Raw genomic sequence first — 20332 nt, 5'->3', positions numbered from 1 at the left:
GGTTACGCGCCCGCCTTCACGAACCGCTCGTAGCCGTCGGCCTCGAGCGCGTCGGCCAGCTCCGGGCCGCCGGACTCGGCGACGCGGCCGTTGGCGAAGACGTGGACGAAGTCCGGCTTCACGTAGTTGAGGATGCGGGTGTAGTGCGTGATGAGCATGACGCCCATCTCGCCGCCGGCCTTGGCGCGGTTGACGCCCTCGGACACGACCTTGAGCGCGTCGACGTCGAGGCCGGAGTCGGTCTCGTCGAGGATGGCGACCTTCGGCTTGAGCAGCTCCAGCTGGAGGATCTCGTGGCGCTTCTTCTCACCGCCGGAGAAGCCCTCGTTGACGCCGCGGGCGGCGAACGCCGAGTCGATGGCCAGGTCCTTCATCGCGCCCTGCAGCTCCTTGGAGAACTGGCGGAGCTTGGGGGCCTCGCCCCGCACCGCGGTCACGGAGCTGCGCAGGAAGTTGGACATGGACACGCCCGGGACCTCGACCGGGTACTGCATGGCCAGGAACACGCCGGCGCGGGCGCGCTCGTCGACGCTCATCTCCAGGATGTTCTCGCCGTCGACCAGGACCTCGCCCTCGGTGATCTCGTAGCGCGGGTGGCCCGCGATCGCGTAGGCGAGGGTGGACTTGCCGGAGCCGTTGGGGCCCATGATGGCGTGGGTCTCACCGGAGTTGATGGTCAGGTCGACGCCCTTGAGGATCTCCTGCCGCTCGTCCTCTCCGATCAGGACGTCGGCGCGCAGACCGCGGATCTCGAACTTCGTCATTTCAGGCCTCAGGAATTCTTCTCATCCAGCGACACGAGCACGTCGTCGCCGTCGATCTTCACGTCGTAGGTGGGGACCGGCTGGGTGGCGGGCGGGTTGATCGGCGCCCCCGAGCTCAGGTCGAAGCAGGAACCGTGCAGCCAGCACTCGATGGTGCCGTCCTCGACCTCGCCCTCCGAGAGGCGGACCTCGGCGTGCGAGCACACGTCCCGCACGGCGTAGACCTCGCCCTCGGAGCGGACCAGGGCGACCGGGGTCCGGTCGTCGAGCTCGACCCCCAGAGCCCCCTCCTCGGGGATCTCGGAGAGCTCGGCGACCTTCACCCACTGCTTGGTCTCACTCATGTGCGGCCAGCTTCCGCTCGACCTTGGCCATGATCTCGTCGCGCAGGTCCTCGACCGGGATCCGGTTGATGAGCTCCAGGAAGTAGCCGCGGATGACCAGGCGGCGCGCCTCGTCCTCCGGGATACCGCGCGAGCGCAGGTAGAACAGGTGGATGTCGTCGAGGCGACCGCTGGCGGCGGCGTGGCCGGCGCCCTCCACCTCACCGGTGAAGATCTCCAGGTTCGGCACCGAGTCCACGCGGGTGTCGTCGGTGAGCTGGAGGTTGCGGTTGTGCTCGTAGGAGTCCGTGCCGGTGGTGCCCTCGCCGATGATCACGTCACCGATCCAGACACCGTGCGCGTCCTTGCCGCTGAGCGCGCCCTTGTACTCCACGCGGGAGCGGGTGTGCGAGAGGTTGTGGTCGATCAGCGAGCGGTGCTCGTGGTGCTGGCCGTCGCCGGTGAAGTACAGGCCGTGCAGCTCGGCGTTGCCGCCGCGCCCGGTGTAGGCCACCTTCGGGGAGAGCCGGACCAGGTCGCCGCCCAGCGTGATGACGATCGACTTGAACGTGGCGTCCTTGGCGACCTGGGCGTTGTGCTGGGTGACGTCGACGGCGTCGCCGTCCCAGTCCTGGAGGCTGACCAGGGTGAGCCGGGCGCCCTCGCCGACGTGGACGTCCACGCTGCCCGCGCGCACGCCGCCACCGGTCTGGTTGAGGACGATGACCGCCTCGGCCAGCGGCTTGACGTCGATGACGTACTGGTCGAAGCGGGTCCCGCCCTGCGCCTCCCGGTCGATGGTCACGTGCCGGTCCAGGGCCTTGCCCTGGGCGACGGTGACGACCGTGGCCTCCTCGAAGGAGGTGTGGGCCTGGGCGACCACGCGGTCCGCGGGGCGGCCGGCGGTGCCGATCCGGGAGTCGTCGCGGCCGACGCGCTCCACCGTGACGCCCTCGGGGGCGTCGACGTCGAGCTTGTCGGTGCCGTCGGCGACGGCGCTGCCGTCGTGCAGGCCCCTGAGGCGGCGGATCGGGGTGAACCGCCACTCCTCCTCACGACCGGTGGGGACGGGGAAGTCGTTCACGTCGAAGGACCCGTGGGTGGCCAACTTGGAGAACGGGATGTCCCCGAGACCGTGACTGTGGGCCTTGGGTTCGATGCTCGGGCTGGTCAACTTAACCAACCGCTCCTTCCATCTGAAGCTCGATCAGCCGGTTCAGTTCCAGCGCGTACTCCATGGGCAGCTCGCGCGCGATGGGCTCGACGAACCCGCGCACGATCATGGCCATGGCCTCGTCCTCGTCCATCCCCCTGCTCATGAGGTAGAACAGCTGGTCCTCGCTGACCTTGGAGACGGTCGCCTCGTGCGCGAGTTCGGCGTCGTCCTCGCGCAGGTCGTTGTAGGGGTAGGTGTCCGAGCGGCTGATGGTGTCGATCAGCAGCGCGTCGCACTTGACGGAGGACTTGGCGTGGTCGGCGCCCTCCTGCACCTGCACCAGACCCCGGTAGGAGGCGCGGCCCCCGCCGCGTGCCACCGACTTGGAGATGATGGTGGAGGAGGTGTTGGGCGCGCAGTGCACCATCTTGGAGCCGGTGTCCTGGTGCTGGCCCTCACCGGCGAAGGCGATCGACAGGGTCTCGCCCTTGGCGTGCTCGCCCATGAGGTAGACGGCCGGGTACTTCATGGTGACCTGGGAGCCGATGTTGCCGTCGATCCACTCCATGGTGGCGCCCTCTTCGGCGATGGCGCGCTTGGTGACCAGGTTGAAGACGTTGTTCGACCAGTTCTGGATGGTCGTGTAGCGGCAGCGCGCGTTCTTCTTGACGATGATCTCGACGACCGCGGAGTGCAGCGAGTCCGACTTGTAGATCGGCGCGGTGCAGCCCTCGACGTAGTGGACGTAGGCGCCCTCGTCGACGATGATCAGCGTCCGCTCGAACTGGCCCATGTTCTCGGTGTTGATCCGGAAGTAGGCCTGGAGCGGGATCTCCACGTGCACGTTCTTGGGCACGTAGATGAAGGACCCGCCGCTCCACACGGCGGTGTTGAGCGCGGCGAACTTGTTGTCGCCGGGCGGGATCACCGAGCCGAAGTACTCCTCGAAGATCTCCGGGTGCTCCTTGAGGGCGGTGTCGGTGTCCAGGAAGACGACGCCCTGCTCCTCCAGGTCCTCACGGATCTGGTGGTAGACGACCTCGGACTCGTACTGGGCGGCGACACCGGCGACGAGGCGCTGCTTCTCGGCCTCGGGGATGCCCAGCTTGTCGTAGGTGTTCTTGATGTCGTCGGGCAGCTCCTCCCAGGAGGTCGCCTGCTTCTCCGTGGACCGCACGAAGTACTTGATGTTGTCGAAGTCGATCCCGGACAGGTCCGCGCCCCAGTTGGGCATGGGCTTCTTGTCGAAGAGCCGCAGGGACTTGAGGCGGAGCTTGGTCATCCACTCCGGCTCGTCCTTCTTGGCGGAGATGTCGCGAACGACCTCTTCGTTGAGACCGCGGCGGGCCTTCGACCCGGCCTCGTCGGAGTCGGCCCAGCCGTACTCGTAATTGCCGAGCCCTTCGAGCTCGGGGTGCGCGATAGACGTCATGCGCGGACTCCTCCTGGACTCAGACGTCCTTGTGGTGTTCCGAGCCGCCCGCCCCCTGGCGGGTGGCGTTGGTCGCGGGGGTGCCATCGCCCCCGCTCGCCCCGTCCCCCCGAGGGGTGACGTGCGTGGTGCAGACACCGTCGCCGTGGGCGATGGTGGCCAGCCGACGCACCGGGGTGCCCAGAAGCCGCGAGAAGGCCTCGATCTCGGCCTCGCAGAGCTGCGGGAACTCGGCGGCGACGTGGGCGACGGGGCAGTGGTGCTGGCACAGTTGGTCGCCGCCCCCGGGTGCGGGCGCCCGGCCCGCGGTGGCGGCGTAACCGTCGTTGGACAGGGCCTCGGCCAGGAGCCGGACGCGCTGTTCGGGAGGAACCGCGTCCAGCAGTGGCTTGTAGCGCCTCTCCAGGTCGGCGACCTGACGCTGGGCGAACTCGCCGACGGCCTCGGGGCCGGCGGTCTCCGCGAGGAAGCGGAGCGCGCTGGAGGCGAGGTCGTCGTAGGCGTGGACGAAGGCGTCCCGCCCGGCCTCGGTGATGGCGAAGACGCGCGCCGGGCGACCCCTGCGCCGGCGTCCGCCGACGGGTCGTGCGTCGCGGCCCTCGACCATGCCCTCGCTGGTCAGGTTGTCGAGGTGACGGCGGATGGCCGCCGGGGTGAGTCCGAGCCGTTCCCCCAGGGTGGAGGCGGTGATCGGGCCCTGTTCGAGAATGAGCCGCGCGACCCGGGCACGGGTGCCGTTCTCGGCCCCGCGATCGGGACCGGACATCGGGCGGGGCACACTGGTCGCGTCGGGCACAGTGCTCCCCTCCCTTCTCCGGACGCCGCTCGTGTTTTAGACAACATCAGTGTGGCCTAAATAAGTCCGCGTAGGCAAACCCGCATTCATGCGCTTCGTCACGAAGGTCAGCCTTGCCTAACTGCGAATTCACACGGTGGCCATCGGCCGGTCACAACGCCGACCGGCGGAGAAACAGTCCGATATCCCATATGGCGAGACGCCGCTCCGCCATACGGACACCGCGGCCCGTGCCCGCGCACCGCGCGCCCGACGGCGCCGCCCCGGGCCGGTGCCCCGCCCCACCGGGCCGCACGTAGACTCATGGCCCATGGACACAGCCGCGGTCGAGGTCGTCGACCTGGTCAAGCGCTACGGTGCCACCACCGCAGTCGCCGACCTGACGTTCACCGCGCGCAGGGGCGCGGTCACGGCGCTGCTCGGCCCCAACGGCGCGGGCAAGACGAGCACCATCGAGATCTGCGAGGGGTTCCGCCGTGCCGACGGCGGGCGGGTGCGCGTCCTGGGCCTGGACCCGGTCGCCGACGCCGCCGCGCTCAAGCCCCGCGTCGGGGTGATGCCCCAGTCCGGCGGCGTGCCCACCGGCGCCCGCGCGGGCGAGTGGCTGCGTCTGATGGCCTCCTTCCACGCCCGTCCGATCGACCCCGACCTCCTGCTGGAGCGCCTCGGCCTGACCTCCGCCGCCGCCACCCCGTTCCGCCGCCTGTCCGGCGGGCAACAGCAGCGCCTGTCCCTGGCCTGCGCGGTGGTCGGCCGCCCCGAACTGGTCTTCCTCGACGAACCGACCGCCGGGCTGGACCCGCAGGCGCGGATGGCCACCTGGGACCTGGTGGCCTCCCTGCGCGCCGCCGGGGTGGCGGTGATCCTCACCACCCACCACATGGACGAGGCCGAGCGGCTCGCCGACCACGTCATCGTCGTCGACCGGGGCTCCGTGGCCGCGCAGGGGAGCCCCCGCGAGCTGACCGGCGACCGCCGCGAGGTGCGTTTCTCCGCCGCCGGGCCCCTGGACGCCGGGGCGCTGCGGGCCGCCCTGCCCGAGGGCGGCCGGGTCGGGTCGGCGACCGCCGTCGGCGGCGGCCGCGAGTACGTGGTCACCACCGACGACCCCGACGCCCTGGGCCCGGAGTTCCTGGCCACGGTCACCGCCTGGTGCGCCTCGGCCGGGATCCTCGCCGAGGACCTGCGCGTGCGGCGGCGTACCCTCGAAGACGTCTTCCTCGAACTCACCGGCCGGGAACTGCGCGACTGATGACCGAGCACACCTCCAGCACGCCCACGGCCGCCCCCGTCGGCCGCACCGCCGACGGCGGCGCCGACCTGTTCCGTCCCGATCCGCAGGCCGCACCGGCCTGGCGGATGGTCACCGCGCAGGCGCGGATGGAGCTGCGGATCATGCTGCGGCACGGCGAGCAGTTCCTGCTGACCATGGTCATCCCGGTCCTGCTGCTGGTGGGGTTCAGCCTGACCTCCGTCCTGGACGTGGGCGGGGGCTCCCGCGTGGACGCCCTGACGCCCGGCGTGCTGGCGCTGGCGGTCATGTCGACCTCGTTCACCGGCCTGGCCATCGGAACGGGGTTCGAGCGGCGCTACGGGGTGCTCAAGCGCCTGGGCGCGACCCCGCTGTCGCGGTTCGGCCTGCTGGCGGCCAAGACCCTGGCCGTGCTCGGCGTGCAGGCGATCCAGGTCGTCGTGCTGTGCTCGGTGGCCCTGCTGCTGGGCTGGTCGCCCTCGCTCACACCGGTCGGCGCCGTGGCGGCGCTGGCCCTCCTGCTGCTGGCCACGGCCGCGTTCAGCTCACTCGCGCTGCTGATGGCGGGGACCCTGCGCGCCGAGGCCACGCTGGCCGGGGCCAACCTGGTGTACGTGCTCATGCTGGGGCTGGGCGGGGTGCTCTTCCCGACCAGCGGCTTCCCCGGTCCGGTCGAGCAGACGGTGTCGGCGCTGCCGATCACCGCGCTCACCTCGGGGCTGCGGGCGGTGCTGGTCGACGGGTCGCCGCCCGGTGCGGCCTCCTTCGCGGTCCTGGCGGTGTGGACCGCCGCGGCCGCGCTGCTGGCGGGCCGCCTGTTCCGCTGGGAGTAGGCAGTGTTTGTTGTGGTCCTCCGCTTCGCTTCGGACCGTGTTCGGGCGCCCCGAAGGCAGGGATTCTTCCCCCTCGGCTACGCCTATCGCTCGTTCCTCGCTACGCGGCTTGCCTCGTCGTGCAGAACCCTGCCGGCGCCCGAACGGTAACCCCCTGGGGTGTCCGGCTGCTCAGGACAGCGGGAGCAGCCGCCACTGCTGGTGGGCCTGGCCCGCGTCGGCGGCCTGCGTGACCAGTGTGCCGTTGTCGGGCGCGCCGCCCTGGCCCTCCAGGGCCTGGCCGGTCGCGCGGTTGACGATCCGGACCACACCGGCGCCGACCTCGATCAGGGACCACTGCTGGTGGGGCTGGCCGGTGCGGGTGAGCAGGGCGGCGCCCGGACCCGCGTCCGCCGCGGCGGGGATCTCCAGGAGCTTGGCGGCGCCCACCGCCTCGATCTCGTAGAACCCGCCCTCGACGGGGACGAAGCGCCACTGCTGGTTGGCGCCGTCGTGGCGGTCCCACAGGTGGACGGGGGAGCCGTTGGCGGTGGCGGCCTGTGCGACGTCCATGACACGGCCGCCGTTGCCGTTCTGGAGCACGTAGGTCACCGCGGGGTCCAGGCCCGCGGGGTGGGTGGGCTCCGCGGAGGGCTCCTCGGTCGGCTCCTCCGTGGGTTCCCGCTCGGGGGCGCCCGCGGGCTCGGCGAGGATGCCCGCCTCCACCGCCAACGCGGGTTCGTCCGGCGCCGCCGTGCCCGGGAGGAGGAGACCGCCCGTGTACCCGGCGATGGCCACGACCATCACCAGCGCGATCGCGCCGACGACGATCGGCCAGCGGGGGGCGCGGCTCCTGGCCTCGGGGGCGGTGTCGGATCGAGAGGGCATGAGTGCGTGCTCCAAGGCGGCGGGGTACGGGCCGTTTCCGCGACGACCCCGGTCTATTTCACACCACATGGGCTGATTCGCGCATGTTGACCGGTCGAGGCGGTCCTCGCCCGATAGGGTCGGCCGCCATGGAGGTCATCGGAGTTCCCTGGTTCATCGCCGTCCGGCATCTCGGACCGCCCCTGTTCCTGCTCGCGGTGGGCGGGGCGGTGCTGGTGCTGCGGCGTCCGGCCCGGCGCGGACTGGTGTGGGCGGCCCTGCTCACCAACCTGGCCGCCGCGGCGCTGCCGTACGCGTGGATCGGCGCGCAGGCGCTGACCGCCCAGGCCGAGCGGACGGTGTTCGGGCTGGTCATGACACTCCTCCAGCCGGGCCTGGTGGTCGTGGCGTGGCTCCTGGTCCTGGCCGCCCTGGTCGGCCCGCGCCGCTCCGGGGAGAACGGTTCCGGGGACGACCGTTCCGGGACGCCCGCCGTCGCGGAACAGGACCCCCAAAACGTAGGATGATCCACTATGAGCTCCTCGTCGGGCCGTACCCTCGCCGCGCCACGCGCGGTCCTGGAGTCCGTGCCTCCGGTCTGGCTGGTCCTGGTCGGCATCTCCTCCGTGCAGATCGGCGCGGGTGTGGCCAAGAACCTGTTCGACGTGCTGCCGCCGGCCGCCGTGGTCTGGCTCCGGCTGCTCACCTCGGCGGCGCTGCTGGTCGTGGTGGCGCGCCCGGTGCTGCGCGGACGCGACCGGGGCGACTGGGCGGTCGTCCTCGGCTACGGGGTGTCGCTGGCGCTGATGAACTTCTTCATCTACCAGGCCTTCGCGCGCATCCCGTTGGGGATCGCGGTCACCATCGAGTACCTGGGACCGCTGTCCATCGCGATCCTGGGCTCGCGCCGACGCGTCGACCTGCTGTGGGCCGCGCTGGCCGGGCTGGGCGTGGTCGCGCTCGGCCTGGAGTCGGGGTCCATGGATCCCTGGGGCATCGTGTTCGCGGTGCTGGCCGCGACGGCGTGGGCGGGGTACATCCTGCTGAGCGCGGCGACGGGGCAGCGCTTCGAGGGGGCGTCGGGGCTGGCGGTCGCGAGCGTGGTCGGCGTGGTGCTCCTGGCCCCCGCGGGGGTCGCCCAGGGCGGCGCCGCGCTGCTCGACTGGCGGCTGCTGCTGTTCGGCCTGGCCGTGGGCGTGCTGTCGTCCGTGGTGCCCTACTCGCTGGAGCTGACGGCCCTGCGCCGGATGCCCCCGCGCGTGTTCGGCGTCCTCATGAGCCTGCAACCGGCCGCCGCCGCGCTGGTGGGGCTGGTACTGCTGGGCGAACTGCTCACCGTGTGGCAGTGGATCGCGGTCGCCTGCGTCATCGTGGCCAGCGCCGGGGCGACGCGCACCTCGGCCCGACGGGGTGAGAGCGGGCGCGAGGTCGAGCCCTCCCCCGCACCGCCGCGCCAGGACGAGTGAGGCTCCTGGAACCCTCGGACCCGGCCTCACGCCCGGCGACGGCGACGAGGAGCGGGGCGCGGGACCGCTGACGGACGTCGTCGACCGGGGCGTCCGCGCAGGTCGTGGCGGTCGACGGGGGCGGGCGCCGCAGCCCGCAGGCGTGTACTACAGTCTGTCGTATGTTTGCGCTCCCGGACGCCGCGACCACGGCCCCGCACCCGCTCCCCCCGCTCGCGACGGAGACCATCGAGATCCTCGGCGCCCCGCTGTGGGCGTTGCAGATCGCCGTCGCCGCCACCGGGGTCCTGGTGCTCGTCCTCCTCGCCCGCACCATCTGGACGCCGACCCCGCGGTCGCTGCGCGCCTGGGCGCTGGGCAACGTCGTGGTCAACGCCGGGATCGCCGTCACCGGCGCCACCGTGCGCGTCACGTCCTCCGGGCTCGGGTGCTCGGAGTGGCCGCGGTGCACCCCCGAGAGCTTCGTTCCCATCGACACCGAGCACGCCGCGCTCAACGCCGCGATCGAGTTCGGCAACCGCACGCTCACGTTCGTCGTGCTCGCGGTCGGGTTCATCACCCTCCTGGCCGTCCTGCGCTCGCGCCCCAGACGCCGCGACCTGACGCGGCTCGCCGTGATCATCCCCCTCGGCGTGCTCGGCCAGGGCGTGGTCGGCGGCATCACCGTGTGGACCGACCTGCACCCGGCCTCGGTCGCCACGCACTTCCTGCTGTCCATGGTGGTGACCTTCCTGGCCGTGGCGCTGTACGTGCGCTGCCAGGAGCCCGAGGGCACGCCCCGGATCTCGGTCGGCCCGATGCTGCACGCGCTGAGCGTCGGCCTGCTGGTGATCGGGTTCCTGCTGCTGGTCGCCGGGACCGTGGTCACCGGGACCGGGCCGCACGGCGGCGACGCCGAGGCCCCGCGCTGGGACCTGGTCCTGAGCACCGTCACCCGCGTGCACTCCGCCCTGGCCTGGCTGACCCTTGCGGTCGCGGTCCTGGCCGCGGTGATCGCCGTGCGCGGCGGGGCGCGCCGTCCGGTACGGGTCAGCGCCCTGGCCCTGGTCGCGGTGCTGGTCCTCCAGGGGATCCTGGGCTACACGCAGTACGCGCTGGCCCTGCCCGAGGGCCTGGTGGTGCTGCACGTACTCGGCTCGACGCTGACCTGGATCGCGGTCTGCCGCCTGTACTTCGCCACCACGCGGCTGATCCCGGCGGGCGGGGAGCTCAGCGGCCCGGAGACTGACCGTGACGGGGAACGTAGTCCTGCTGAGCCCGCGCCTGGGCGATGACGTGGGCGAAGTCCGACCGGCGTAGGAAGCCCGAGTCGGTCGGACGCTCGGCCCATCCGGGGGTCACCGGCCGCGGCATCCGCCCCAGGAAGGTGTCGCGCGCCACGTGCATGAGCGCCAGGAACGAGTCCCGGCGCACCTTCCAGTCCTCACGCGGCAGACCGGCGTCGAGCTTCTTGTGCAGCAGCGCCAGCTCGGTCGCGGCCAGCTGGTACTCCTTCATCGCCGTGCGGCCGCGGCGGCCCGCGTTGCTGGCGGCCCACTCCCGGGCCCGGCGGCGTCCGGCCATGGAGCTGAGCATGGTGACGTCGGCCCGCGTCACCAGGCCGGTGGGGATGTACCGAGGCAGGTACTGGGCGATGGCCCTGATCTGGGCGTGCCGGTCCCGGACGGCCGTTCCCAGCAGGCACATCAGCACCACGAACAGCACGAGGTAGGCGGCGGCGAGCCCGAGCCATCCGAAGCGGGTCGAGGCGTTCCACATGCCGTGCAGCACGACCGCCAGCCCCCATCCGGCCACGGGCGCGAACAGGCGGGTCACGCCCGTGTGCATGGCCGCGTAGGCGACCCCGACCCCGATCATCGCCGTGTAGATGGGGTGGCCGAAGGGGGCGATCAGGCCCCGGATGGCGAACGTGGCGACCAGGGTGTCGTCGAAGAACGCGCTGAGGAAGTACAGGACGTTCTCGGTGAAGGCGAAGCCGGTGGCGACCATCGCGGCGTAGACGACGCCGTCGGTGAAGGTGTCGATCTCGTGGCGGCGGCGCCACAGGATGATGAGCAGGACGGCGCCCTTGGCGCTCTCCTCGACCATGGGCGCCACCACCGAGGTGGCGACGTAGTCCCCCAGGTCCGCGCCGTACAGCGGGACGGTGAGGTTGTTCATGCCCCAGGTGTTGAGCAGCAGGGACACCACCACGGCCACGCCGGCGCCCCAGACGAAGGCGAAGAACAGCACCCATCCGGGTTCGGGTTCGAACCGGTCGAGCATGAGGATGAGCGGCACCAGCACGGACACGGGGATGACGGCGGCGATCAGGCTGACGGCGAAGCCGATGGCGCCGTCGATGCCGGCGGCCGCTCCGCCCGCCATGGCCAGCAGCCACAGGTAGACGAGCATGCCGAGGAGGCACACCACGCTGACCGTGGTGCCGACGATGAGCGTCGCCGAGTAGCGGGAGCGCCGGCCCTGGAGGATGGCCTTGCTGTCGAGTCGGGGCATGGGCACCGATCGTATCGGGATCCGGGGCGGGCCGCGCCGTCGTCCACAGGCGTCCGCGCACGTCTACCGCCGTGTCGCCGAATACGGCACTATCGAGCCAGGATCCCGTCGTCGTACCGGAAGGTCCGCCATGGACACCACCCACTCGTCCGCCACCGCCCTGTGGGCGCTGCGGGCCGCAGCCCTCCTCCACCTGACCGTCCTCCTGTGGGAGGGCGCCACCGCCGGACAGCTCGTGACCTTCAACGAGGACGCGCTGCCGCTCCACTTCTACGGGGCCTTCGGCGTGCACGTGGCCGCGGCGGCCCAGGTCGCGGCCGCCTGGTGGGTGTGGCGGGGCGCGGGACGGGGGCCGGAGGCGCCCAGGACGGTGCTGGCGGTGAGCCTGGTGGCCTTCGCCCTCGGCTTCGGCCAGGCGGCGATGGGCAGCTACGGGCCGCTCCAGGCGCACGTGCCCGTGGCACTGGTCCTGACCGGTCTGGTGGCGTGGGCCGCCGTCCTGTCCTGGTCGCGCGGGCTCAGAAGCCTGCCGGTCGGAGACTGACCGGCCGCCGCACGCCGCACACGCGTGTGGCGGCGTCCCGCACGGGACGCCGCCACACGAGCGGTGAGGGGGCGGTCAGCCCAGGACGTTCGCCAGCAGCGGGTCCACGGTGACCGCCACGAACAGCAGCGCCAGGTAGGCGTTGGACAGGTGGAAGAAGCCCATCGTCTGGAGCTTGGCGCCGGTCACGCCCGCCATCGAGCGGCTGAGCAGGCGGTGCGCCTGGCCCACCAGCAGCGCGCCCAGCACGATCGCGACCACGCCGTAGAACCAGGTGGTGCCCGCCACCGGCCAGAAGATCAGCGACACCACCACGGTCGCCCAGCTGTAGAGCACGCACTCCAGGAGCACCCGGCGGTCGGAGGCCACCACGGGCAGCATCGGCACCTTGGCCGCGGCGTAGTCCTCGCGGTAGCGCATGGCCAGCGCCCAGGTGTGCGGGGGCGTCCAGAAGAAGACCACCAGGAAGAGCACGAACGGCGCCCACGACAGCCCGCCCGTGACGGCGGCCCAACCGATGAGGACCGGCATGCACCCGGCGATGCCGCCCCACACGACGTTCTGGGCGGTGCGCCGCTTGAGCAGCATCGTGTAGACGAAGATGTAGAAGAGGATCGCGAAGACCGACAGCGCCGCGGAGAGCCAGTTGACCAGGACGGCGAAGCCCGCGGTGGAACCGACGGCGAGCACGAGGCCGTAGGTCAGCGCGCCGCGCGGCGTGACCAGGTCCATCGCCCCCGGACGCTGGCGGGTGCGGCGCATCTCACGGTCGATGTCGCGGTCGATGTAGCAGTTCATCGCGTTCGCGCTGGCCGCCGACATGGTGCCGAACAGCAGCGTGGCCACCGCGGTCCACAGCGGCGGGACACCCCCGGCCGCGACGAACATCACGGGGATCGTGGTGATGAGCAGCAGCTCGATGACGCGGGGCTTGGAGAGGGCGACGTAGGCGCGCACGTGATCGCCGAAGGAGGCCTTGCGGGGGGCCTGGGGGGCGGCGGTGTCGGCGGCGCCGGTGTGCGGGGAACGGTCGGCGAGGGCCATCAGCACCGCGCCCCCGGTCGGCTCGCTGGCGTCCCCGGGTGGGGCACCGGCTCGGTTTCGGACACGCGGATACCTCGACAAGTCTTAGGGTCTCGACACTGCTCGCCATGCGGGGTCGATCGGGCCGACAAAGCGTCTGGATCGGCGGAAACCCCGTCAACGACATACTGTAGTACACCCGCATGCGGGTGCCGCACACACCCTCTGACCTGCGCAAACGCAATTTTCGACGCTGCTCGGCACACGAGGCCGGAGGCACCGGGCACAGGACCTGTCACGATGATGGACCCGGTGCCTTCGAGCACGCGAGAAGTCCCAGCTCACGACCGGGAACCGCACCCGCGCACCCACCCTACTCACACGGTGGTCCGACGGGCACGGCAACACCACCGACGTTCGCGAGACCGAACCCGAAGACCGTGCTCACGCTTGACCGGCGCCTTCGAGAAGGCATGGCGAAGCCCCCGGCCGTGAGGGGCGGCCGGGGGCTGGCGGGGCAGGCTCAGGACAGGGACTCGATCAGGTCCTCCTGGGCGGAGCGCAACCGCTCAAGTTGTTCTGGGCCGTGGCGTTCCTCGATGTCGGGACGCAGGAGTCGATAGGAGGCCCACAACATGCAGGCTCGCCCCTCTGGAGAGAAGAGATCGTCGTGGAAACGACGTTGGACCTCATCGGCCAACTCCGGCACGAAGAAGGAACAGGCCCACAATGTCGCAGGATCAGCTCCCCTGGGTAGCCTGCCCCAGCACTCCCAGTCCAGAATGCACAGGCGGGGTGCGGTGAGGTTGCCCCAGTGCAGGTCGCCGTGCCCGACAACCCAATCCCAGGTGCGGGTTTCCAGTTCCAAACCCGTATGTTTCTTCAGGTCCCTCACGATGGGCCCCGGGGGAAGGGAGACGCGCCTGGTCGTGGTGTCAGACAGATTCTCCAACGCCTGCGTCAGATCCTCCCACCACTTCGCGTCCACGTCGGGAACGTGGGTCGGTGTGGATCGGGGACAGGCGGCCGGATCCTCGGCCAAGGTCATCTCCTCAGCTCGGAAGATGACACCCGCATGGGTCCAGTGGCATGCCTGGATGAACTCAGACCGGGGGACGCCCTGGATACCGAGTGACTCCTCCAGCCCACTCAGCTCACGAGAGAAGATACTCCCAGGCTGATACCAGTTCAGACGGACCCAGGTTCGCTCCTGAGTCGGCATGCCGATGGATGGTTTGCTATTACCCGGGGTCTGTCCTTCGCGTTTCAGGCGCACCCCGAGGCGGCGTTCCGCCTCGTTGAGGATCTGATCCCGAGAGATCCCCACGCCTTGCAGAGTTTGTGCGTTCCATGCGGTTTCGATGGTGTGGGACACCACGGTTACCCCCTAGTAGCTAGGGTTGCCGATATCGCAGCTGCAGTCGCTCATCTCTTTGTTGCAAGTCTCCGCACACTTCACCGGACATGTGAACTCCTTCGTGGAAGAACTCATCATGGTCAGGGCAGAACCTGCCCGTTTTATGTGTCGAACTCACTTGCAGGTGTCGCGGGTGGCCGTGCTCAGTGTCCTTTCCGGATGATAGGTGTCCTCGATCCCGTTCGTGAGGCGTTCGCGAGAACGGCGTTCGCCTGAGAGTGCCGCATCCCGTACTGGCGGGTGAGGATCTGGTAGCAGGTGTGCCAGGAACCGGCCGCACCGTCCACGCTCCACTCCCCGCGCCCCAGATAAGCGACCACGGGGTCATCGGGCGGCACCGTTCGACCCTCCCGAGTCCACATGCATCTCCCGGTCGGGGGCGAGCGCGTACCAGGTCGACCCGAGGCGGACGTGCACCCGCCCGTCGCCGAGACGCGGGACGTCGGTCACGACGCGCAGGTGTTCATGTTCCATGAGGACGATGTCGCCTCGGGCGAGTTGGTCGGCGCGTCGGGGTTCCCACAGAGGCATGACGTCACCTCCGGTGCCGAGTGGCGTGCAGGCGGGAGCCGAGGAGTTCGACCCGGTCGGCGCGGACGACGTCGTCGGCGCACCCGTCCGGTCCGGTGTGCACGGCGACGAACCCGCCTGTGTCGCGGGAGATCGTCCAGCCGGGATACAGGCGGCGGAGGGCGGCCACGGCGGGGAGCGGTTTCGCGTCTTTCATGTTCCCAGCTCACACCTGGGTAACGGTGTGCGCACCGGGTGTGCCTGCCCCTCGCACTGTCCTTCAGGATGTGCGTATGGAACGCACGTTCAGTGGAGTTCTCATACACGCCATGGCCCGGAGCGGCTACACCAACCAGCGGTTGGGGCGGGAGATCAACCGGGATCCCTCCGCCGTGTCCCGATGGCGTAACGGCACCACCAGACCGAACGGGGACGTGGCGGAGCAGCTCGACGGCATTCTGGGATGCCATGGCGCGTTGGTGCGCGCGTGGCACCGGGACACCACCGGAGCCGACCGCGACCACTGGAAACAGCGGGTTCCCTGGTACGAAGCCAACTCGCACACGATCGAGATGGCGTCGCCCCACCTGATCCAAGGGACGTTGCAGTCCCGCGCCTACGCCCGGTTCATGCTGCGAGAAGCCCTCTACTGGGGGACCGATGCCGAGATGGACAAGGAGGTGGCCCGACGCTGCTCCCACCAGGGATGGCTGGCCGAGAACGGCAATCCGTGGGTGGTGGGGGTGTTTCCCCTTGCCGCGTTGACGTGCCTGCCCCTCCGGGTGCGGAGAGACCAGGCCGCCCGGCTACTGTCCTTGATTGACACGGAACGGGTGACCGTGCACCTGGTCAACGACCAGACCCCCATAGGACTCCCCGCGATGCTGAACGTCTACCACCTTCGGGACGGCAGCACGGCAGCCGCGTCCGAACACAACGGTGGGATGTTCGTGCACGAACAGGCGGCCAGCGTCGCCCGGCTCGCTGACATGTTCAAGCGGGTTCTGGCCTCCGCCCTGCCCAAGGTGGAGACCCGATCAGTACTACAGGAGATCGCCACATGAATAACTGGCACAAATCGAGCTACAGCCCCTCAAGCGCCGAATGTGTCGAGGTCCGCGAGCACGCGGCGGGGGCGGACGTGCGGGACACGAAGCACCGGGAGGCGGGTCACCTGCCGTTCCCCTCCGGCGAGTGGGTCGCGCTTCTGGCGGGGGTGCAGGGCAGGGGGTAGGTCCGGTTTCCTCGAAGCCCCGTTGGCGTGGAGTCGGCGGGGCTTCTGTCCGAGTCCTTGGCGTGGACATGCGCCCCATCGGCCGTACACCGGCCGGCCTGAGGGTGGGGCAGCGGCTGGTTAGGCTGCCCCGTATGGATTCCGAACTGCAGGATCTGTCCTCTCGGTTCTCTCATGTGACCTTCACCCGGCTCGCCCCGGGGGAGCACGGCAACGGCGCGGTGTGGCGGATCGAACCGCGCGCGGAGTCCAGTGTCCGCGCCCTGTACGCGTACAGCTTCGAGGAGGCGGCGCGGCTGGCGACCACTCAGGCTGCGGGTCGTCAGCACTGTTGACTTCCTCCTCCTCGTGAACGAGGAGGATTCCGACCGCCCCTGACAGGGGCGGCGGCGCTGCGCGCCTCGCGGCGCGAGCTGGTTCCTGCTTCGCCGACATGGCTTCCCAGAGGTCTCCGCAGGCTGGCACGGTTCACCCCGGTAAGGAGCTAGTCCATCCGCGCGTCAGGGTGTTCTGGGCCGCGTTCACGTCCGCGTTCGCCGTGTGCCCGCACGAGGTGCACCGGAACACCGATTGGCTCTCTCGGTTGTCCGGTGCGACGTGCCCGCACGGGCGACAGGTCTGCGACGTGTACGCGGGATCGACCTCCACGATCCGGGTCCCGGTCCCCCGGGACTGGTTCTGGCACGCGCGCTTGAAGCCGTGCCACCCCTTGGACAGGATCGCCCGGTTCAACCCCGCCTTGGCGGCCACGTTGCGGCCCGGTTCCTGGACGGTGCCCCTGGCCGAGGCGGTCATACCCCGGGTGTTGAGTTTCTCCAGCACCACGACCGCGTTCTTCTCACAGAGCACGTGCGCGGTCTGGGCGGTGAAGTCCGCGCGCCGGGCACGCACCCGCCCGGTGAGCGTGGACAGCGCCGTCTTGGTCCTGGCCCGGTTGTTCGAGCCCTTGCGCTGCCGGGAGAGCGTGCGGCGCAGACGGCGTTCGCGTTCGTGCTCCTTCGGGGTCTGGAAAGCGCGGTCGAACAGGTCTCCGTCCGAGGTGGCCACGGCGACCGCCACGCCTCGGTCCACCCCCACGGCCGAGTCCGGCACCGCGTGTTCGGCGGGTGTGCGCTCACCGTCCTCGCACAACACGGAGATGTACCAGTGAGCGCCGTCCCGGGAAACGGTGGCCGACCGGATCGTGCCCTTGGGAGCGCGCGACCACCGAAACCGCACCCACCCCAGCTTCGGCAGCTTGAGGCGCCCCCACCTGCGGCCCAGGCGTTCGACCTGGATGCGTGGCCCGTCGGGGAACCGGAAGGAGGGTTTCCACCGGTGTTTGGCGCGCCAGTTGACGTGGAAGGTGCCGTGGTCCCGGCACGCACGGTCCAGGTCCCTCAGCGTCTGCTGGAGGATGTGCGAGGGCGCCGCACTCAGCCAGGTCTCCTCGGTCTTGGCCTCGGCGAGTTGGGCGGCCTGGAGGTGGTAGCCGCAGTAGGGCTGGTCGTATCCGCGCCGCCACCGGTCCACGGCCTGGCGCCGCTGGTCCAGGGCAGTGTTCCACACCGCACGGCAGGCAGCGCCGTACTCGGCGCACCGCTGGGCCTGCTCGCCGGTGAGCGAGAGCCGGTACCGGAACCCGGTCAGCATGGTGGGAACACCTCCCCTCGATCCAGAACAGAACCCTGACAGAGAGCGACGACAGTCCGAGGTGGGGGCTGTCCCCGCCCTGAAGGACGGGGTCTGCACCGCCAACAAACTTGGTCAGCGGCCGTGGCGAAGGCTTCGGCCCCGTCAACACGGCACCACCTGGACGTCCACGCCCTGGTCGCGGATCCGGCGCAGTTCGTCGCGGGGGACGCCGTCGTCGACGATGACGAGGTCGAACCGGGTCAGCGGCGCCAGCGCGTAGAGGCCCTCCCGGGTGAACTTGGTGTGGTCGACCAGCAGGACGCGCCGCGCCGCCGCGTCCATGAGCGCGCGCTTGACGTGCACCGTCTCCTGGGACTGGTGGTAGCAGGTGCCGTGGGTGATGGCGGTCGTCGACATGAACAGCACGTCGGCCCGGAACGAGCGCACCGCGTCGGCGGTGTGCAGGCCCAGGAAGGCGTCGTAGGCGGGGTAGTAGGCCCCGCCGAGCGCCACGACGTCGATCCCCGGCACCCCGGCCAGCGCCTTGAGCGCCGACAGGAAGTTGGTGATGACGGTCAGCGGCGCCCGTCGCGGCAGCCGCTTGGCCACGTGGAGGGCGGTGGTGCTCTCGTCCAGCATCACCGACTGCCCGGGTGAGACGAGCGTGAGCGCGGCGGCGCTCAGCCGGTTCTTCACCTCCGACATCGCGGCCCTGCGGTGTTCCAGGTCGCCGTGGAACACGGCCGAGGTCTGGGCGGTCGCACCGCCGCGGACCTTGCGCAGCCACCCCTGTGACTGGAGCGCGTCGAGGTCGCGGTGGATGGTCATCGGACTGACGTCGAACTCCTCGGCGAGCGCCTCCACGCGCACGAACCCGGCGTCGGCGACCCGCTCCCGGATGCCCAGCTGCCGTGCGTGCCGTCCGGCGCCCGGCACCGCGGTGTCACCGTCGCTGGATGCGCTCCGCGACATCGCGCCCCCTCGTGTTCCTCGCGAGACCTCAGCGATCCGGGCCGCTGACCAGTGTGAGATCTCACAGTATCTAACACCGGTGAAATTCGCGGTAATCCCCGTGTGACACGGGTGAGTGCCCAGCACCGTCACAGCCGAGGACGCCGAGCGTGTGATGAGTGTGTGGCCAAGCCTTGTGTCCCATAACACGCGTCACTTTCATGGACATCACACGCGGTATCGCACCAGGTCCACCGGTCGGCCCGTGAGGACCGTCCACGACGAAAAGAGGTGACCTCGATGTCCAGCACACAACACGATCCGCGGTCCGTGGCGGAGCCCGCGCCCCGCCACTGGACCGAGCGGATCGGCATCCCCCGACCGCTGGCATGGGGCTTCATCGGTGTTCTCATCTTCATGATCGGCGACGGCGTCGAAGCCGGATACCTGTCGCCCTACCTGCTGGGCGAGGGCATCCCCGCGCAACGCGTGGCCCTCGTCTTCAGCGTCTACGGAGCCACCGCGAGCATCGCGGCCTGGTTCTCCGGCGCGCTCTCCGACATCTGGGGACCCCGCCGGGTGATGTGGACCGGCCTGGTCATCTGGATCGTCTGCCACATCCTCTTCCTCACCATGGCCCTCACCACGGTCGACTACCGCCTCATCCTGCTCACCTACGGCCTGCGCGGATTCGGCTATCCGCTGTTCGCCTTCGGGTTCCTGGTGTGGGTCTCCGCCGTCACGCCGCGCCGACGGCTGGGCACGGCCGTGGGCTGGTTCTGGTTCGCCTTCACCGGCGGCCTGCCGACCCTGGGGTCGCTGGTCGCCAGCGGTCTGGTGCCGCGCATCGGCGCCTACTCCACGCTGTGGGTCGCCCTCGCGCTCATCATCGTCGGCGGTCTGATCGCGCTGCTGCTGGTCCGCGAACCCACCGGTTCCCGGCGTCTGGCCCCCGAGGGCGAGCGCCCGATCATCACGCTGCTGGGCAGCCTCACCATCCTCTGGCGACGCCCCCGGATCGGCGTCGGCTCCGCCGTCCGCACCATCAACACCGCCTCGCAGTTCGGGTTCCTGGTGTTCCTGCCGATCTTCTTCACCGAGACCGTGGGCCTGTCCCTGGAGCAGTGGCTGCGGCTGCTCACCGTCATGTTCGCCACCAACATCGGCTTCAACCTGCTCTTCGGCGTCGTCGGCGACCGGCTGGGATGGCGTCGCACGGTGGCCTGGTGCGGCGGCGTCGGTTCGGCGATCAGTGTCCTGGCCCTCTACTACGTGCCCGTCGCCGTCGGACCCCAGTACGCGCTCGCCCTCCTGGTCGCCGCGTTCTACGGCGCGACCCTGGCCGGGTACGTGCCGCTGTCCGCGCTGATGCCGTCGCTGGCCCCCGAGCACAAGGGCCAGGCGATGGCCGCGCTGAACCTCGGCGCCGGCGTCAGCGTCGTCGCGGGTCCCGCCATCGTCGCCGTGTTCCTCGGCCCGCTCGGCGTGGTCGGGGTGATGTGGATCTTCGCCCTCCTCCACCTGGCGAGCGCGTTGATGACGGCCTTCCTCAGGCTCCCCGACGAAGGGGGCGCGGACGAGGTCCCGCCCGCGACGGTTCCCGAGCGGCAGCCGGCCGCTCCCCTCCCAGAACGGGAATGACCAGGGACAGGTAGCACCACCGATCCGCACGACG

General features: G+C 70.4%; 23 protein-coding genes. 10 read left to right on the top strand and 13 right to left on the bottom strand.

Annotated features, from left to right (window positions below; genetic code table 11):
* Positions 1-2: 2 nt before the first annotated feature.
* From sufC to AB0I72_RS16560, 5 genes are read right to left on the bottom strand one after another with little or no spacing between them, the layout of a single operon-like run.
* A complete protein-coding gene (gene sufC / locus AB0I72_RS16580) occupies positions 3-764 on the bottom strand; it encodes a Fe-S cluster assembly ATPase SufC (protein ID WP_358568739.1) in 762 nt (253 codons plus the stop codon).
* Positions 765-772: 8 nt separating this feature from the next.
* Positions 773-1108, bottom strand: coding sequence for a non-heme iron oxygenase ferredoxin subunit (locus AB0I72_RS16575; protein ID WP_358568736.1), 336 nt, complete (start codon positions 1106-1108; stop codon positions 773-775).
* Positions 1101-2261 (bottom strand): Fe-S cluster assembly protein SufD, encoded by a 1161-nt coding sequence (sufD, locus tag AB0I72_RS16570; protein ID WP_358568733.1) that lies wholly within the window; start codon positions 2259-2261, stop codon positions 1101-1103. Before sufD ends, AB0I72_RS16575 begins: the two co-directional genes overlap by 8 nt.
* A 1-nt stretch (position 2262) precedes the next feature.
* Positions 2263-3675 carry a Fe-S cluster assembly protein SufB gene (gene sufB, locus AB0I72_RS16565; protein WP_358568730.1) on the bottom strand — a complete coding sequence of 471 codons (1413 nt, stop codon included), beginning with the start codon at positions 3673-3675 and terminating at the stop codon, positions 2263-2265.
* A 19-nt stretch (positions 3676-3694) separates the two neighbouring features.
* Positions 3695-4441: a helix-turn-helix domain-containing protein gene (locus AB0I72_RS16560; RefSeq protein WP_358568727.1), complete on the bottom strand. Its 747-nt coding sequence runs from the start codon at positions 4439-4441 to the stop codon at positions 3695-3697.
* A gap of 340 nt (positions 4442-4781) precedes the next feature.
* Between AB0I72_RS16560 and AB0I72_RS16555 the strand changes: the two genes are divergently transcribed.
* A complete protein-coding gene (locus AB0I72_RS16555; protein WP_358568724.1) occupies positions 4782-5723 on the top strand; it encodes an ABC transporter ATP-binding protein in 942 nt (313 codons plus the stop codon).
* Positions 5723-6556, top strand: a complete 834-nt coding sequence (locus tag AB0I72_RS16550; RefSeq protein WP_358568721.1) for an ABC transporter permease — start codon at positions 5723-5725, stop codon at positions 6554-6556. Before AB0I72_RS16555 ends, AB0I72_RS16550 begins: the two co-directional genes overlap by 1 nt.
* A 171-nt stretch (positions 6557-6727) precedes the next feature.
* Here AB0I72_RS16550 and AB0I72_RS16545 read toward each other — a convergent pair whose 3' ends face one another.
* Positions 6728-7423, bottom strand: a complete 696-nt coding sequence (locus tag AB0I72_RS16545) for an RICIN domain-containing protein (protein ID WP_358568718.1) — start codon at positions 7421-7423, stop codon at positions 6728-6730.
* Positions 7424-7551: 128 nt separating this feature from the next.
* Here AB0I72_RS16545 and AB0I72_RS16540 point away from each other — a divergent pair, with 128 nt between their 5' ends.
* The 3 genes from AB0I72_RS16540 to AB0I72_RS16530 all read left to right on the top strand — a co-directional run bounded on the left by AB0I72_RS16540 (position 7552) and on the right by AB0I72_RS16530 (position 10142).
* A complete protein-coding gene (locus AB0I72_RS16540) occupies positions 7552-7929 on the top strand; it encodes a hypothetical protein (RefSeq protein ID WP_358568715.1) in 378 nt (125 codons plus the stop codon).
* A gap of 6 nt (positions 7930-7935) precedes the next feature.
* The gene (locus tag AB0I72_RS16535) at positions 7936-8868 is read left to right on the top strand and encodes an EamA family transporter (protein WP_358568712.1); all 933 of its coding nucleotides are present in this window, start codon (positions 7936-7938) and stop codon (positions 8866-8868) included.
* A gap of 161 nt (positions 8869-9029) precedes the next feature.
* Positions 9030-10142 (top strand): COX15/CtaA family protein, encoded by a 1113-nt coding sequence (locus AB0I72_RS16530; protein WP_358568709.1) that lies wholly within the window; start codon positions 9030-9032, stop codon positions 10140-10142.
* Here the strand turns inward: AB0I72_RS16530 and AB0I72_RS16525 are convergent.
* Positions 10078-11364, bottom strand: a complete 1287-nt coding sequence (locus AB0I72_RS16525) for a PrsW family intramembrane metalloprotease (protein ID WP_358568707.1) — start codon at positions 11362-11364, stop codon at positions 10078-10080. The genes AB0I72_RS16530 and AB0I72_RS16525 overlap by 65 nt on opposite strands.
* 130 nt (positions 11365-11494) lie before the next feature.
* On the opposite strand from AB0I72_RS16525, the gene AB0I72_RS16520 reads away from it, so the two are divergent.
* Positions 11495-11908, top strand: a complete 414-nt coding sequence (locus tag AB0I72_RS16520) for a hypothetical protein (protein WP_358568704.1) — start codon at positions 11495-11497, stop codon at positions 11906-11908.
* A 75-nt stretch (positions 11909-11983) separates the two neighbouring features.
* Here the strand turns inward: AB0I72_RS16520 and AB0I72_RS16515 are convergent, their stop codons facing one another.
* The 4 genes from AB0I72_RS16515 to AB0I72_RS16500 form a co-directional block, all read right to left on the bottom strand.
* Positions 11984-12952 carry a heme o synthase gene (locus tag AB0I72_RS16515; protein ID WP_358568701.1) on the bottom strand — a complete coding sequence of 323 codons (969 nt, stop codon included), beginning with the start codon at positions 12950-12952 and terminating at the stop codon, positions 11984-11986.
* A 502-nt stretch (positions 12953-13454) separates the two neighbouring features.
* Positions 13455-14306, bottom strand: coding sequence for a hypothetical protein (locus tag AB0I72_RS16510; RefSeq protein WP_358568698.1), 852 nt, complete (start codon positions 14304-14306; stop codon positions 13455-13457).
* A gap of 366 nt (positions 14307-14672) precedes the next feature.
* On the bottom strand, positions 14673-14879 hold the full coding sequence (locus AB0I72_RS16505) for a hypothetical protein (protein WP_358568695.1): 207 nt from the start codon (positions 14877-14879) through the stop codon (positions 14673-14675).
* 4 nt (positions 14880-14883) lie between these two features.
* The gene (locus tag AB0I72_RS16500; RefSeq protein WP_358568692.1) at positions 14884-15075 is read right to left on the bottom strand and encodes a hypothetical protein; all 192 of its coding nucleotides are present in this window, start codon (positions 15073-15075) and stop codon (positions 14884-14886) included.
* 112 nt (positions 15076-15187) lie between these two features.
* Here AB0I72_RS16500 and AB0I72_RS16495 point away from each other — a divergent pair, with 112 nt between their 5' ends.
* The 3 genes from AB0I72_RS16495 (at position 15188) to AB0I72_RS16485 (ending at position 16427) form a co-directional block, all read left to right on the top strand.
* On the top strand, positions 15188-15922 hold the full coding sequence (locus AB0I72_RS16495) for a Scr1 family TA system antitoxin-like transcriptional regulator (protein WP_358568689.1): 735 nt from the start codon (positions 15188-15190) through the stop codon (positions 15920-15922).
* Positions 15919-16092: a DUF397 domain-containing protein gene (locus tag AB0I72_RS16490; RefSeq protein WP_358568686.1), complete on the top strand. Its 174-nt coding sequence runs from the start codon at positions 15919-15921 to the stop codon at positions 16090-16092. Before AB0I72_RS16495 ends, AB0I72_RS16490 begins: the two co-directional genes overlap by 4 nt.
* Positions 16093-16226: 134 nt before the next feature.
* Complete coding sequence (locus tag AB0I72_RS16485) at positions 16227-16427, top strand: hypothetical protein (protein WP_358568683.1); 201 nt, start codon at positions 16227-16229, stop codon at positions 16425-16427.
* 133 nt (positions 16428-16560) lie between these two features.
* On the opposite strand, the gene AB0I72_RS16480 is transcribed toward AB0I72_RS16485, so the two are convergent.
* Positions 16561-17724 (bottom strand): transposase, encoded by a 1164-nt coding sequence (locus AB0I72_RS16480; protein ID WP_358568680.1) that lies wholly within the window; start codon positions 17722-17724, stop codon positions 16561-16563.
* 144 nt (positions 17725-17868) lie between these two features.
* The gene (locus AB0I72_RS16475; protein ID WP_358568677.1) at positions 17869-18678 is read right to left on the bottom strand and encodes a DeoR/GlpR family DNA-binding transcription regulator; all 810 of its coding nucleotides are present in this window, start codon (positions 18676-18678) and stop codon (positions 17869-17871) included.
* 279 nt (positions 18679-18957) lie between these two features.
* Between AB0I72_RS16475 and AB0I72_RS16470 the strand changes: the two genes are divergently transcribed.
* A complete protein-coding gene (locus AB0I72_RS16470; protein ID WP_358568674.1) occupies positions 18958-20298 on the top strand; it encodes an MFS transporter in 1341 nt (446 codons plus the stop codon).
* Positions 20299-20332: the final 34 nt, after the last annotated feature.

Source organism: Nocardiopsis sp. NPDC049922, from assembly GCF_040660275.1.
In the GTDB taxonomy this organism is placed as follows: Bacteria; Actinomycetota; Actinomycetes; order Streptosporangiales; family Streptosporangiaceae; genus Nocardiopsis.
This window is presented reverse-complemented; position numbering and strand designations above follow the sequence as displayed.

Coding starts and splice junctions, on each gene's coding strand:
- AB0I72_RS16550 (WP_358568721.1), top strand. CDS start 5,723: ATGACCGAGCACACCTCCAGCACGCCCACGGCCGCCCCCGTCGGCCGC.
- AB0I72_RS16490 (WP_358568686.1), top strand. CDS start 15,919: ATGAATAACTGGCACAAATCGAGCTACAGCCCCTCAAGCGCCGAATGT.
- AB0I72_RS16555 (WP_358568724.1), top strand. CDS start 4,782: ATGGACACAGCCGCGGTCGAGGTCGTCGACCTGGTCAAGCGCTACGGT.
- AB0I72_RS16500 (WP_358568692.1), bottom strand. CDS start 15,075: ATGAAAGACGCGAAACCGCTCCCCGCCGTGGCCGCCCTCCGCCGCCTG.
- sufC (WP_358568739.1), bottom strand. CDS start 764: ATGACGAAGTTCGAGATCCGCGGTCTGCGCGCCGACGTCCTGATCGGA.
- AB0I72_RS16520 (WP_358568704.1), top strand. CDS start 11,495: ATGGACACCACCCACTCGTCCGCCACCGCCCTGTGGGCGCTGCGGGCC.
- AB0I72_RS16545 (WP_358568718.1), bottom strand. CDS start 7,423: ATGCCCTCTCGATCCGACACCGCCCCCGAGGCCAGGAGCCGCGCCCCC.
- AB0I72_RS16480 (WP_358568680.1), bottom strand. CDS start 17,724: ATGCTGACCGGGTTCCGGTACCGGCTCTCGCTCACCGGCGAGCAGGCC.
- AB0I72_RS16575 (WP_358568736.1), bottom strand. CDS start 1,108: ATGAGTGAGACCAAGCAGTGGGTGAAGGTCGCCGAGCTCTCCGAGATC.
- sufB (WP_358568730.1), bottom strand. CDS start 3,675: ATGACGTCTATCGCGCACCCCGAGCTCGAAGGGCTCGGCAATTACGAG.
- AB0I72_RS16540 (WP_358568715.1), top strand. CDS start 7,552: ATGGAGGTCATCGGAGTTCCCTGGTTCATCGCCGTCCGGCATCTCGGA.
- AB0I72_RS16475 (WP_358568677.1), bottom strand. CDS start 18,678: ATGTCGCGGAGCGCATCCAGCGACGGTGACACCGCGGTGCCGGGCGCC.
- AB0I72_RS16515 (WP_358568701.1), bottom strand. CDS start 12,952: ATGGCCCTCGCCGACCGTTCCCCGCACACCGGCGCCGCCGACACCGCC.
- AB0I72_RS16470 (WP_358568674.1), top strand. CDS start 18,958: ATGTCCAGCACACAACACGATCCGCGGTCCGTGGCGGAGCCCGCGCCC.
- AB0I72_RS16560 (WP_358568727.1), bottom strand. CDS start 4,441: ATGTCCGGTCCCGATCGCGGGGCCGAGAACGGCACCCGTGCCCGGGTC.
- AB0I72_RS16505 (WP_358568695.1), bottom strand. CDS start 14,879: ATGCCTCTGTGGGAACCCCGACGCGCCGACCAACTCGCCCGAGGCGAC.
- AB0I72_RS16525 (WP_358568707.1), bottom strand. CDS start 11,364: ATGCCCCGACTCGACAGCAAGGCCATCCTCCAGGGCCGGCGCTCCCGC.
- AB0I72_RS16485 (WP_358568683.1), top strand. CDS start 16,227: ATGGATTCCGAACTGCAGGATCTGTCCTCTCGGTTCTCTCATGTGACC.
- AB0I72_RS16535 (WP_358568712.1), top strand. CDS start 7,936: ATGAGCTCCTCGTCGGGCCGTACCCTCGCCGCGCCACGCGCGGTCCTG.
- AB0I72_RS16530 (WP_358568709.1), top strand. CDS start 9,030: ATGTTTGCGCTCCCGGACGCCGCGACCACGGCCCCGCACCCGCTCCCC.
- AB0I72_RS16495 (WP_358568689.1), top strand. CDS start 15,188: ATGGCCCGGAGCGGCTACACCAACCAGCGGTTGGGGCGGGAGATCAAC.